Consider the following 12,997-nt stretch of genomic DNA (forward strand, 5'->3'; position numbering starts at 1 on the left):
GATGCACATCTCATGTAGGAGCTGCCGCAGGCTGCGATCTTTTGATCCTGTTTTTTAAAATCAAAATCAAGATCAAAAGATCGCAGCCTTCGGCAGCTCCTACATTGACCGGGTTATTTGCGCAGGGCGGCGATGGCGTCTACCGATTCGCGGATCAGCGCCGGGCCCTTATAGATGAAGCCGGAGTAGATCTGCACCAGGCTCGCACCAGCGAGAATCTTCTCGGCCGCATGCTTGCCTTCAGTGATGCCACCCGCAGCAATGATTGGCAAACGCCCGGCCAGTTCACCCGCCAGCACCTTCACGGTATTGGTGCTCTTCTCACGCACCGGCGCGCCGGACAAGCCGCCCGCCTCGTCGCCATGCTCCATGCCTTCAACGCCGACACGGCTCAGGGTGGTGTTGGTCGCGATCACCGCGTCCATGCCGGTTTCGATCAGCGCCTGCGCGACCTGCGCGGTTTCTTCATCGGTCATGTCCGGGGCGATCTTGATCGCCAGCGGCACATGTTTGCCATGACGCAACGCCAGTTCGGCGCGGCGCGTGGCCAGATCGGCCAACAATTGCTTGAGCGAATCACCGAACTGCAGGCTGCGCAGGCCCGGGGTGTTCGGCGAGCTGACGTTGACCGTCACGTAGCTGGCGTGGGCATACACCTTGTCCAGGCAGATCAGGTAGTCGTCGACCGCACGCTCGACCGGCGTGTCGAAGTTCTTGCCGATGTTGATGCCCAGCACGCCTGTGTATTTCGCCGCAGCGACCCGCGCCAGCAGGTTATCGACACCGAGGTTGTTGAAACCCATGCGGTTGATGATCGCCTCGGCTGCCGGCAGACGAAAGATCCGTGGTTTCGGGTTGCCCGGTTGCGGACGCGGGGTCACGGTGCCGATTTCGACAAAACCGAAACCCAACTGCGCGAAGCCGTCGATGGCCGCGCCATTCTTGTCCAGACCCGCCGCCAGACCCACCGGGTTCGGAAACTCGAGGCCCATGACCGTCACCGGCACGTTCGCCGGCGCCTTGCACAGCAAGCCGTTGAGGCCCAAACGCCCACCCGCGCCGATCAGATCCAGCGACAGATCGTGGGAGGTTTCCGGGGAAAGTTTGAACAACAGCTGACGGGCCAGGGTGTACATGGGCGGCGATGACTCGGGCGGCGAAAAGAGGCGGCGATTATAGCCGGGCATCGGCCTGCGGCGCGAGGCGCACGCGCAAATCGCTGTCACTGGCATATGCCTTGCACCCTTCCCTGCTATCAGCTCGCAAACCAATGGCGGCAAGTGGGCAAGGACAATGGCGTCGTCCGCGGTTTTTGCCTTTGCGAAGACCGCGACGGCGTTTTTTTTCGAGGTGGCTTTATATGAACGAACCTTCGGCAGGGCCGCTGGCCTGGGTCAATGGCAGCGATGCCCCGGAAAAAAGCGCAATCAACCTCGGTTTCATGGCCCTGAGTGATTGCGCCTCGGTGGTGGTGGCTGCCACGCAAGGCTTCGCCCAACCGTACGGACTGACGCTGAACCTCAAACGTCAGACTTCCTGGGCCAATCTGCGCGACAAACTGGTCAGCGGCGAACTCGACGCCGCCCACAGCCTTTACGGGCTGATTTACGCCGTGCACTTGGGCATCGGCGGCGTCGCCCCGACCGACATGGCAGTGCTGATGGGCCTGAACCAGAACGGGCAAAGCCTCAACCTGTCACACGGCCTGCAACGTCTGGGCGTGAGCAGTCCTGAAGCGCTGGATCGCCACGTGCACCAAAGCCGCGCAAAACTCACCTTCGCCCAGACGTTTCCCACCGGCACCCACGCGATGTGGCTGTATTACTGGCTGGCGAGTCAGGGCATTCATCCATTGCAGGATGTCGACAGCGTGGTCGTGCCACCGCCGCAAATGGTCGCGCATCTGCAAGCCGGGCGCATTGACGGCTTTTGTGTCGGCGAGCCGTGGGCAGCCAGCGCCGTGCAACAGGATCTGGGTTTCACCCTCGCCACCAGCCAGACCATCTGGCCCGATCATCCGGAAAAAGTCCTCGGCTGCACCCGCGAATTCGTCGAGCAATACCCGAACACCGCACGGGCGCTGGTGATGGCGATCCTTGAAGCCAGCCGCTTCATCGAGGAAAGTCCGGAGAACCGTCGCAGCACCGCGCAACTGCTCAGTGCGCCGGAATATCTCGACGCGCCGCTGTCGTGCATCGAGCCGCGCTTTCTCGGCGACTATGCCGATGGCCTGGGCAATCGCTGGCAAGACCCGCACGCCCTGCGCTTTCACGGCAAAGGCGAAGTCAATTTGCCGTACTTGTCCGACGGCATGTGGTTCATGACTCAGTTCCGTCGCTGGGGTTTGCTGCGCGAAGACCCGAATTATCTCGCCGTCGCCCGCCAGGTTCAGCAACTCGAGCTCTATCGCGAAGCAGCCACCGCCGTCGGCGTGGCGGCGTGGGGCACGGACATGCGCAGCAGCCAGTTGCTCGACGGCAAGATCTGGGACGGCAACGACCCGGCCGCTTATGCGCGCAGTTTCAAGCTGCACGCGATGAGCGACGACGTCGCCCTTCTCGCCCGCCGCTGACAGGAGATCGCGAACATGTTGCGCATTCTGCTGATCAACGACACGGCAAAAAAAGTCGGACGCCTGAAAGCGGCCCTCACCGAAGCCGGTTTTGAGGTGATAGACGAATCCGGCCTGACCATCGACCTGCCCGCGCGCGTCGAAACGGTGCGCCCGGACGTCATCCTGATCGATACCGAGTCACCGAGTCGCGATGTCATGGAGCAAGTGGTGCTGGTCAGCCGCGACCAGCCCCGGCCGATCGTGATGTTCACCGACGAACATGATCCGGGGGTGATGCGTCAGGCGATCAAGTCCGGGGTCAGTGCCTACATTGTCGAGGGCATTCACGCACAGCGTCTGCAGCCGATTCTGGATGTGGCGATGGCGCGCTTCGAGAGTGATCAGGCGCTGCGTGCGCAGTTGCAGGCACGGGATCAGCAACTGGCTGAGCGCAAGCGCATCGAGCTGGCCAAGGGGTTGCTGATGAAGATGAAGGACTGCAACGAGGAAGAGGCGTACACCCTGATGCGGCGCCAGGCGATGAGCAGGCAGCAGAAGCTGATTCAAGTGGCGGAGCAGATTATTGCGATGAGTGAGTTGCTCGGCTGAATCAAGATCAAAGGATCGCAGCCTTCGGCAGCTCCTACAGAGGCACGCATATCCCTGTAGGAGCTGCCGAAGGCTGCGATCTTTTGATCCTTGGCACAAATCTCGCTATGTAAACCCCACAGGTAACCAACGGCGGTTGCCCCACCCACGACAAAGACGTCGCTCACCCGTTCGCCCCAACCGGCGCATCAGGTAGCGGCGTTTTTGCGTTTTGGCCCCACAGCCCGGGGCCGGTGGTGCGGCCGTGGCGGCGCCCCACTTGCTGTTGCATGACTCCTTTCGAGACTCTTTTCAGCTGAGGTGCGCGATGAATTCAAGCTTCTGGAAATCCGGCCACACCCCGACATTGTTCGCGGCCTTCCTCTACTTCGACCTGAGCTTCATGGTCTGGTACCTGCTCGGCCCGCTGGCGGTGCAGATCGCCGCCGACCTGCACCTGACCACGCAACAGCGTGGCCTCGTCGTCGCCACGCCGATCCTCGCCGGTGCGGTACTGCGTTTCATCATGGGCATGCTCGCCGATCGACTGTCGCCAAAAACCGCCGGGCTGATCGGCCAGGTCATCGTGATTTGCGCTTTGTTCGGTGCCTGGAAAATCGGCATCCACAGTTATGAACAGGCGCTGATCCTCGGTCTGTTCCTCGGCATGGCCGGCGCGTCTTTCGCTGTGGCCCTGCCGCTGGCCTCGCAATGGTATCCGCCGCAGCATCAGGGCAAAGCCATGGGCATCGCCGGCGCGGGCAACTCCGGCACCGTGTTCGCCGCGCTGCTGGCGCCTGTGCTCGCCGCCGCGTTCGGCTGGAGCAATGTTTTCGGCTTCGCGTTGATTCCGTTGATCCTGACGTTGGTGCTGTTTGCCTGGCTGGCGAAAAACGCGCCTGAGCGGCCGAAAGCCAAAGCCATGGCCGACTACTTCAAAGCTTTGGGCGACCGTGACAGTTGGTGGTTCATGTTTTTCTACAGTGTGACTTTCGGCGGTTTCATCGGTCTGGCCAGCGCCCTGCCCGGCTACTTCAACGATCAATACGGTTTGAGCCCAGTGACCGCCGGTTACTACACCGCTGCCTGCGTGTTCGGTGGCAGTTTGATGCGGCCGTTGGGCGGCGCGCTGGCGGATCGCTTCGGTGGCATCCGCACCTTGCTGGCGATGTACACCGTCGCGGCCATCTGCATCGCGGCCGTCGGTTTCAACCTGCCAAGTTCCTACGCCGCACTGGCCCTTTTCGTCTGCACCATGCTCGGCCTGGGCGCGGGCAACGGCGCGGTGTTCCAACTGGTGCCACAGCGTTTTCGTCTGGAGATCGGCGTGATGACCGGACTGATCGGCATGGCCGGCGGCATCGGCGGTTTTGCCTTGGCCGCCGGCATGGGCGCAATCAAACAGAGCACCGGCAGCTATCAACTGGCCCTGTGGTTGTTCGCCAGCCTTGGCGTGCTGGCATGGTTCGGCCTGCACGGCGTCAAGCGTCGCTGGAGAACCACCTGGGGCTCGGCGGCAGTGACAGCGGCGCGGGTCTGAGGCGTCGATGGCCCTGCAACTGAGCTTTGCCGAAGCCAGCGCCACCGGTCCGCGCGCGGAGAATCAGGACGCCCTGCGTTCGGTGACACCGGCGCCAGCGCTGGCGGCGAGCAAAGGTTATCTGTTCGCCATCGCCGACGGCGTCAGCCAGTGCGCCGATGGCGGGCTCGCCGCGCGTTCGACCTTGCAGGCGTTGGCGCTCGACTATTACGCCACCCCGGAAACCTGGAGCGTGGCGCAGGCGATGGATCGCCTGCTGCTCGCGCAGAATCGCTGGTTGCAAGCCAATGGTGGTGGGCAACCGCTGCTCACCACAGTCAGCGCTTTGGTCATGCGTGGTCGGCGTTTTACCCTCGCCCACGTAGGAGATTGCCGGGTGTATCGCTGGCACGCCGAGCGCTTGCAACGGATCAGCGAAGACCACGTCTGGGATCAGCCGGGCATGCAGCATGTGCTCAAGCGTGCACTGGGGCTGGATCAGCATCTGGTGCTGGATTTTCTCGACGGTGAACTGCGTGATGGCGAAAGCTTTGTGCTGCTCAGTGACGGCGTCTGGTCGATGCTGGGTGATACCGCGATTGCCGCGATTTTGCGTGATCAGCCGGATCTGCACAGTGCGGCGAAAACATTGGTCAACGCCGCACATTTGGCCGGCAGCCAGGACAACGCCAGCGCTTTGCTGGTGCGGGTTGATGCGGTCGGCGAGGCGAACATCGGCGATGCGCTGATGCATTTGCAGCAATGGCCTCTGCCGCCAGCGCTGAAACCCGGTCAATCATTCGAAGGCTGGCAGGTGCAGGGAATTGTCGCCCAAAGCCAGCAATCGCTGCTCTATCGAGTGCTCGATGAACTAGGTCAGACGTGGCTTCTGAAAACCCTGCCCACGCGTTCCGGCGATGATGCCTGCGCCGGGCAAGCGTTGCTGTCCGAGGAATGGTTTCTCAAACGCGTAGCCGGGCGGCATTTCCCTGAAGTCCACCCGTGCAGTCAGCGTCAGCATTTGTACTACGTGATGCGGGAATATTCCGGAAAGACTCTGGCACAGCTCGAGCTTTTGCCCTTGGCGCAATGGCAGGACATCGCCGAACGCCTGCTGCGTGCGGTCGGCCTGCTGCATCGGCGGCAGATTCTGCACCGGGACATCAAACCGGAGAATCTGCACGTAGGCGACGACGGTGAACTGCGTTTGCTCGATTTCGGCCTGGCGTATTGCCCGGGATTGTCCGAAGACGCGCCGTCGACACTGCCGGGCACTCCGAGCTACATCGCCCCGGAAGCGTTCCGCGGTGATCCGCCGAGTGCGCAGCAGGATTTGTATGCGGTCGGTGTGACCCTGTATTTCCTGCTTACCGGGCATTTCCCCTATGGCGAGATCGAAGCGTTTCAGCGGCCGCGCTTTGGTCTGCCGGTGAGCGCCAGTCGCTATCGGCCTGATCTGCCGGAATGGCTGGCGCAGAGTCTGGAGCGTGGGGTGGCGGCTGATCCCGAGCAGCGCTTTGAAACGGCTGAAGAATGGTTGCTGGTGCTGGAACAGGGTGAGCGGCGGAGTTTGAGCATCCGACCCAGACCATTATTGGAGCGTGAACCGTTGAAGGTGTGGCGGACGATGGCGTTGCTGGCCTTGCTCGGGAATCTGCTGCTGCTGGTGTTGTTGTTTCATCAGCGCTGAAAAGATCGCAGCCTTCGGCAGCTCCTACAGTTGATTGCGTACACCTGTAGGAGCTGCCGAAGGCTGCGATCTTTTGATCCCGCGCTCCAAAAAAGCGCAACACGCCTCCAGAGAGTGCAGCGGGACATCTCCAATCGAGCCACCAGCCCAGCAATTACGGCGCCATAGCTAGTTGGCACAACCACTGCATTACCCCACTCAACACACACATAAAGCCCAACCTTCAACGACGAAGGCTGCGCTTCCCGAGAGAACGGGACCAGGACAAAGGCGTCCTCGCTAGGCAACTAGCGGGACGCCTTTTTTTGTTTGCGCAAAATTTCTCGAGCAAGGCCTGAATGCCCACAAGAGGCCAGCCGTCGCTCCCCGGAGAACCTGATGAAAAAACTCAAACTGGTGATGATCGGCAATGGCATGGCCGGGGTCCGCACCCTCGAAGAATTGCTCAAACTGAGCAACGAGCTGTACGACATCACCGTCTTCGGCGCCGAACCGCACACCAACTACAACCGCATCCTGCTCTCGCCGGTGCTGGCCGGTGAGCAGACCTTCGAAGAGATCGTCCTCAACGACCTCGACTGGTACCTGGAAAACCACATCAAGTTGCTGCTCAACCGCAAAGTGGTGGAGATCGACCGGGTCAAACGTCGGGTGATCGCCGAGGACGGCACCGAAGCCGAATACGATCGCCTGCTGATCGCCACCGGTTCGACGCCGTTTATTCTGCCGATCCCCGGCAATACCCTGCACGGCGTGATCGGTTACCGCGACATCGCCGACACCCAGGCGATGATCGACACCGCAAAAACCCACAAGCACGCGGTGGTCATCGGCGGTGGCCTGCTCGGTCTCGAAGCCGCCAACGGCCTGATGCTGCGCGGCATGCACGTCACCGTGGTGCACATCGGCGAGTGGTTGCTGGAGCGGCAACTGGATAAAACCAGCGGTCAACTGCTGCAAAGCGCCCTCGAATCGCGGGGCCTGCACTTCCGCCTGTGCGAACAGACCCAGGCGCTGCACGACGCCGGCAATGGCCGGGTCGGCTCGGTGCAATTCAAGAACGGTGACATTATCCCTGCCGATCTGGTGGTGATGGCCGCCGGCATTCGCCCCAACACCGAACTGGCGGAAAAGGCCGGCATCCCGTGCAATCGCGGGATTCTGGTCAATGACACCCTGCAAACCTACGATCCGCGCATCTACGCCATCGGCGAGTGCGCCAGCCATCGCGGCATTGCCTACGGTCTGGTCGCGCCACTGTTCGAACAGGCCAAGGTCTGCGCCAACCATCTCGCACAACTGGGTTTCGCCCGTTATCAGGGCTCGGTGACTTCAACCAAACTCAAAGTCACTGGCATTGATTTGTTTTCCGCCGGCGACTTCATGGGCGGCGAAGGCACCGAGACCATCACCCTCTCCGATCCGATTGGCGGTGTGTACAAAAAACTGGTGATCAAGGATGACGTGCTGGTCGGCGCCTGTCTGTACGGCGATACGGCAGATGGCGGTTGGTATTTCCGACAGATTCGTGAGAATCACGCCATCGGCGAGATCCGTGATCACCTGATGTTCGGAGAAAACGCATTAGGCGACGTAGGACATCAAGGCCAGGACAAAGCCATGGTCATGGCCGACACTGCCGAAGTCTGCGGCTGCAACGGCGTGTGCAAAGGCACCATCGTCAAAGCGATTCAGGAACACGGCCTGTTCAGCGTCGATGAGGTGAAGAAACACACCAAGGCTGCCAGCTCCTGCGGCTCGTGCGCCGGGCTGGTCGAGCAGATCCTGATCAACACCGTGGGTGGCGCAGCCGACGTCAAACCGAAAAGCGAAAAAGCCATCTGCGGGTGCAGCGACCTCAACCACGGGCAGATTCGCCAGGCGATTCGCGAGCAACACCTGTTGACCATCGCTGGCACCCTGAGCTACCTCAATTGGCGCACGCCGAACGGCTGCGCAACGTGCCGCCCGGCCCTCAACTATTACCTGATTTCCACCTGGCCCGGCGAAGCCAAGGACGACCCGCAATCGCGCCTGATCAACGAACGTGCGCACGCCAACATTCAGAAGGACGGTACTTACTCGGTGGTACCACGCATGTGGGGCGGCGTGACCAATCCTTCAGAACTGCGGCGGATTGCCGACGTGGCCGACAAGTACAACGTGCCCATGGTCAAGGTCACCGGCGGCCAGCGTATCGATTTGCTCGGCATCAAGAAGCAGGATTTGCCCGGCGTCTGGAAAGACCTCGACATGCCGTCCGGCCACGCTTACGGCAAATCCATCCGCACGGTGAAAACCTGCGTCGGCAGCGAGTTCTGCCGCTTCGGCACGCAAAACTCGACACAACTGGGCATCGAGCTGGAACACGACCTGTTCAACATGTGGTCGCCGCACAAAGTGAAACTCGCCGTCTCCGGATGCCCACGCAACTGCTCGGAAGCGGGCATCAAGGACGTAGGAATTATCGGCGTCGATTCCGGTTGGGAGATGTACATCGGTGGCAACGGCGGGATCAAAACCGAAGTTGCCGAATTCTTCGTCAAGCTGAAAACCGCCGAGGAAGTGCGCGAATACAACGGTGCCTTCCTGCAGCTGTATCGCGAAGAAGCCTTCTACCTCGAACGCACCGTGCACTACCTGCAACGGGTCGGCATGGAGCACATCAAGAAAGCCGTGCTGGAAGACCCGGAGCGCCGCAAGGCCCTGAACGAGCGCCTGCAATTCTCCCTGTCATTCGAACAGGATCCGTGGAAAGAACGCCTGGCCCAGCCGCAACTGAAGAAAGAATTTGACGTGATCCCGGTGAAAAATCTGGAGGTGCCGGCATGAACTGGCTCGATATCTGTGCTCTCGAAGAGATCAACGCCCTCGGCTCGCGGATCATTGCCGGGCCAAAAGGTGACATCGCGATTTTTCGTACGAGCGACGATGAAGTTTTCGCCCTCGACGACCGCTGCCCGCACAAGGGCGGGCCGTTATCGCAAGGCCTGATCTACGGCAAACGCGTCGCTTGCCCGCTGCACAACTGGCAGATCGATCTGCAGTCCGGTGAAGCCCAGGCGCCGGACATCGGTTGCGCGCATCACCATCCGGCGCGGGTCGAAAACGGTCGGGTGCAGTTGGCTCTGCGGGACGCCATCTGATGAACCGCCAGACGACCGCCTCGACCTGCTGTTATTGCGGGGTCGGCTGCGGCGTGCTGATCGAGCATGACGGCGAGCGCATCCTCGGCGTCAGCGGCGATCCGGCGCATCCGGCCAACTTCGGCAAACTGTGCAGCAAAGGCTCGACCCTGCACCTGACCGGCGACCTCGCGGCCCGGGCGCTGTACCCGGAACTGCGTCTGGGCAAAGGACTGGCACGTAGCCGCACCGATTGGGACACGGCGCTGGAGCACGCCGTTAACGTGTTCGCCGAGACCATCAGCGAGCACGGCCCGGACAGCGTGGCGTTCTACATTTCCGGGCAACTGTTGACCGAGGACTACTACGCCTTCAACAAACTCGCGCGGGCGCTGGTCGGCACCAACAACATCGACAGCAATTCACGCCTGTGCATGTCGTCAGCCGTGGTCGGCTACAAGCGCAGTCTCGGTGCCGACGCCCCGCCGTGCAGCTATGAGGATCTGGAGCTCAGCGATTGCGTGATGATCGTCGGCAGCAACATGGCCTACGCCCACCCGGTACTTTTCCGTCGACTGGAAGAGGCAAAGTCCCACCGCCCGCAGATGAAAGTCATCGTCATTGATCCACGGCGCACCGACACTTGCGACCTCGCCGATCTGCACCTGGCGATTCTGCCCGGCACCGATGTCGCTTTGTTCCATGGGATTTTGCATCTGTTGCTGTGGGAAGACTGGATCGACCGCGACTTTATCAAGGCGCACACCGAAGGCCTCGCCGAACTGAAGAACCTGGTGCGCGACTACACCCCGCAAATGGTTTCGCAACTGTGCGGGATCAGCGTCGAGCAATTGCAGCAGTGCGCTGAATGGGTTGGCACGTCGCCGAGCTTCCTCTCGCTGTGGTGCATGGGTTTGAACCAGTCCACCGCCGGCAGCGCGAAGAACAGTGCGTTGATCAACCTTCACCTGGCCACCGGGCAAATTGGTCGTCCGGGTGCAGGACCTTTCTCCCTCACCGGTCAGCCGAATGCCATGGGCGGGCGAGAAACCGGCAGTTTGTCGAATCTGTTGCCCGGCCATCGTGACGCGGCCAACCCAGAGCACCGCGCGCAAGTGGCGGCTTATTGGGGGGTTGATCGGCTGCCGGAAAACACCGGCCTCAGCGCCATCGAACTGTTCGAGGAGGTGCGCGGCGGCAAGATCAAGGCGTTGTGGATAGCCTGCACCAACCCTGCGCAATCGATGCCGGATCAACATTCGGTGCGAGCAGCGCTGGAGGCTTGCCCGTTTGTGGTTCTGCAAGAAGCCTTTCGCACCACCGAAACGGCTGCGTTTGCCGATCTGCTGCTGCCCGCCGCCAGTTGGGGCGAGAAGGAAGGCTCTGTAACCAACTCCGAGCGGCGCATTTCCCACGTGCGCAACGCCATTCTCCCACCGGGTGAAGCGCGGCCAGACTGGGCGATCACGGTGGATTTCGCACAGCGGCTGGAGAAACGTCTGCGCCCCTCTGAGTCGAGCCTGTTCGGGTTCGATCAACCTTCGCAGTTGTTCGATGAATTCAAAGGGCTGACACGCGGGCGGGATCTGGATTTGTCCGGGATCAGCCATGCCTTGATCGACGAGATCGGGCCGCAGCAATGGCCCTTCCCCGTCGGTGCCCGGCAAGGAACCACGCGACTCTATGAAGACGGTATTTTTCCTACGGCCAGCGGTCGCGCGCAGTTCATCGCCGACCCGTATCGCGCCGCCAGGGAACAGCGCGATGCGCGCTTCCCGTTGACGCTGATCACCGGGCGTTTGCGCGATCAGTGGCACGGTATGAGCCGTACCGGCACGGCGGCGCAGTTATTCGGGCATGTCAGTGAAGCGGTACTGAGTCTGCACTCGGATGAATTGCGCCGGCAGCGCTTGCAGCCGGGCGATCTGGTCAACCTGAAAAGTCGTCGCGGCGCGGTAATTGTCGCGGTCGGCAGCGATGACAGTGTGCGTCCAGGCCAGGCTTTTTTGCCGATGCACTGGGGTGACCGGTTTCTAAAAGGTGGGGTAAACAGCCTGACCCTGCCTGCTTTCGACCCGCTGTCGAAACAGCCGGAACTCAAACACAGCGGCGTGCGTCTGGAGCCGGTGAAATTGCCTTGGCAACTGTTCGCACTGATCGAGGGCGATGTTCAACGGCATTTCGAGGCGCTACGACCGCTCTGCGAGGCATTTTCCTACGTAAGTCTCAGCCTTGTCGGACGTGAACGATCGGCATTGCTGATACGCGCAGCCAACGCCGAGGCACCGGATCCACAGTTACTGGCTGAAATCGACCGATGCCTGTCACTGATCGACGGCCCTGTATTGGCCTACGACGACCCGCGTCGGGCCATCGGTAAACGCGTGCGCATTGAAAACGGCCGGATCACGGCGATTCGACTGGCCGGCGAAACCCTCGCGCAGCATTGGCTGCAAAGCCTTTGGCTGGAGGGCCATGCCGACGAGCAACTGCGGCGCTGGCTGCTGGCGCCAATGAGTGCACCACCGGGCAGCGTCGGCGGCCAGGTCGCTGCCGACAAGACCCTGTGCAATTGCAACAACGTCAGCCTCAACGCGGTCTGCGCCGGCATTCGCCAAGGTCTGGATTTGCAGGGCTTGAAAAACAATTTGGGCTGCGGCACGCAATGCGGCTCGTGCGTCCCGGAAATAAAGCGCTTGCTGGCTGCCGAGCTGCAGCCGGTCGCCGTCATCTGATGAGGAAAACAACATGAGTGCAAAAGTCTGGCTGGTGGGCGCTGGCCCCGGCGATCCGGAACTGTTGACCCTCAAAGCAGTGCGCGCCCTGCGTGAGGCCGATGTGGTGCTGATCGATGACCTGGTCAACGATGCGGTTCTGGAACACTGCCCTGCCGCACGCATCATTGCCGTGGGTAAGCGCGGTGGTTGTCGCTCGACGCCGCAGGCGTTCATTCATCGCTTGATGCTGCGTTATGCCCGCCAAGGTAAGTGCGTGGTGCGGCTAAAGGGCGGCGATCCGTGCATTTTCGGCCGTGGCGGTGAAGAGGCGCAGTGGTTGCGTGAACGCGGGGTTGCGGTGGAACTGGTCAACGGCATCACCGCCGGGCTGGCCGGAGCGACGCAGTGTGATATTCCGCTGACGCTGCGCGGTGTCGCGCGCGGGGTGACGCTGGTGACGGCGCACACCCAGGACGACAGTCAACTGAACTGGCAGGCCCTGGCGCAAGGCGGCACGACGCTGGTGATCTACATGGGCGTGGCCAAACTGGGCGAGATTCGCGATCAATTGTTGGCGGGCGGGATGGCGGCGGATACACCGGTGGCGATGATCGAGAATGCGTCACTGCCGGAGCAGCGGGAATGTCGGAGTGATCTGCGGGGCATGGGAGAGGATGCGTGTGCGTTTGGACTGAAAAGCCCGGCGATTCTGGTGATTGGTGCGGTGGCGGCTGTTGTTGAAGATCAAAAGATCGCAGCCTGCGGGATGTATGCAGATTTCATGTAGGAGCTGCCGAAGGCTGC

At 61.5% G+C, this 12,997-nt stretch carries 9 protein-coding genes; 8 read left to right on the forward strand and 1 reads right to left on the reverse strand.

Annotated features, from left to right (window positions below; all coding sequences use genetic code 11):
- Window positions 1-113: 113 nt before the first annotated feature.
- On the reverse strand, window positions 114-1,136 hold the full coding sequence (locus ACQ4MY_RS14690) for a quinone-dependent dihydroorotate dehydrogenase (RefSeq protein ID WP_008076847.1): 1,023 nt from the start codon (window positions 1,134-1,136) through the stop codon (window positions 114-116).
- 224 nt (window positions 1,137-1,360) lie between these two features.
- Between ACQ4MY_RS14690 and ACQ4MY_RS14695 the strand changes: the two genes are divergently transcribed.
- From ACQ4MY_RS14695 to cobA, 8 genes are all read left to right on the forward strand, one after another.
- Window positions 1,361-2,572 carry a CmpA/NrtA family ABC transporter substrate-binding protein gene (locus ACQ4MY_RS14695; RefSeq protein WP_440095638.1) on the forward strand — a complete coding sequence of 404 codons (1,212 nt, stop codon included), beginning with the start codon at window positions 1,361-1,363 and terminating at the stop codon, window positions 2,570-2,572.
- 15 nt (window positions 2,573-2,587) lie between these two features.
- The gene (locus ACQ4MY_RS14700; protein WP_007916390.1) at window positions 2,588-3,163 is read left to right on the forward strand and encodes an ANTAR domain-containing response regulator; all 576 of its coding nucleotides are present in this window, start codon (window positions 2,588-2,590) and stop codon (window positions 3,161-3,163) included.
- Between the two features lie 307 nt (window positions 3,164-3,470).
- On the forward strand, window positions 3,471-4,682 hold the full coding sequence (locus tag ACQ4MY_RS14705; protein WP_008076843.1) for a nitrate/nitrite transporter: 1,212 nt from the start codon (window positions 3,471-3,473) through the stop codon (window positions 4,680-4,682).
- Window positions 4,683-4,689: 7 nt separating this feature from the next.
- A complete protein-coding gene (locus tag ACQ4MY_RS14710) occupies window positions 4,690-6,351 on the forward strand; it encodes a protein kinase domain-containing protein (protein ID WP_440095640.1) in 1,662 nt (553 codons plus the stop codon).
- Between the two features lie 378 nt (window positions 6,352-6,729).
- Window positions 6,730-9,183 carry a nitrite reductase large subunit NirB gene (gene nirB / locus ACQ4MY_RS14715; RefSeq protein ID WP_440095641.1) on the forward strand — a complete coding sequence of 818 codons (2,454 nt, stop codon included), beginning with the start codon at window positions 6,730-6,732 and terminating at the stop codon, window positions 9,181-9,183.
- A complete protein-coding gene (gene nirD, locus ACQ4MY_RS14720; RefSeq protein WP_008076837.1) occupies window positions 9,180-9,497 on the forward strand; it encodes a nitrite reductase small subunit NirD in 318 nt (105 codons plus the stop codon). The genes nirB and nirD overlap by 4 nt, the downstream gene beginning before the upstream one ends.
- A complete protein-coding gene (locus ACQ4MY_RS14725) occupies window positions 9,497-12,211 on the forward strand; it encodes a nitrate reductase (protein WP_440095643.1) in 2,715 nt (904 codons plus the stop codon). Before nirD ends, ACQ4MY_RS14725 begins: the two co-directional genes overlap by 1 nt.
- A 13-nt stretch (window positions 12,212-12,224) precedes the next feature.
- Entirely contained in the window at window positions 12,225-12,980 is a 756-nt protein-coding gene (gene cobA, locus ACQ4MY_RS14730) for a uroporphyrinogen-III C-methyltransferase (RefSeq protein ID WP_440095644.1), read from the forward strand.
- Window positions 12,981-12,997: the final 17 nt, after the last annotated feature.

It is taken from the genome of Pseudomonas sp. SM4 (assembly GCF_051913165.1).
Taxonomy (GTDB): domain Bacteria; phylum Pseudomonadota; class Gammaproteobacteria; order Pseudomonadales; family Pseudomonadaceae; genus Aquipseudomonas.

Bases quoted from the DNA above. Each gene is read 5' to 3' on its own strand.
- cobA (WP_440095644.1), top strand. From the start codon at position 12,225: ATGAGTGCAAAAGTCTGGCTGGTGGGCGCTGGCCCCGGCGATCCGGAA.
- ACQ4MY_RS14690 (WP_008076847.1), bottom strand. From the start codon at position 1,136: ATGTACACCCTGGCCCGTCAGCTGTTGTTCAAACTTTCCCCGGAAACC.
- ACQ4MY_RS14705 (WP_008076843.1), top strand. From the start codon at position 3,471: ATGAATTCAAGCTTCTGGAAATCCGGCCACACCCCGACATTGTTCGCG.
- nirD (WP_008076837.1), top strand. From the start codon at position 9,180: ATGAACTGGCTCGATATCTGTGCTCTCGAAGAGATCAACGCCCTCGGC.
- ACQ4MY_RS14695 (WP_440095638.1), top strand. From the start codon at position 1,361: ATGAACGAACCTTCGGCAGGGCCGCTGGCCTGGGTCAATGGCAGCGAT.
- ACQ4MY_RS14710 (WP_440095640.1), top strand. From the start codon at position 4,690: ATGGCCCTGCAACTGAGCTTTGCCGAAGCCAGCGCCACCGGTCCGCGC.
- ACQ4MY_RS14700 (WP_007916390.1), top strand. From the start codon at position 2,588: ATGTTGCGCATTCTGCTGATCAACGACACGGCAAAAAAAGTCGGACGC.
- ACQ4MY_RS14725 (WP_440095643.1), top strand. From the start codon at position 9,497: ATGAACCGCCAGACGACCGCCTCGACCTGCTGTTATTGCGGGGTCGGC.
- nirB (WP_440095641.1), top strand. From the start codon at position 6,730: ATGAAAAAACTCAAACTGGTGATGATCGGCAATGGCATGGCCGGGGTC.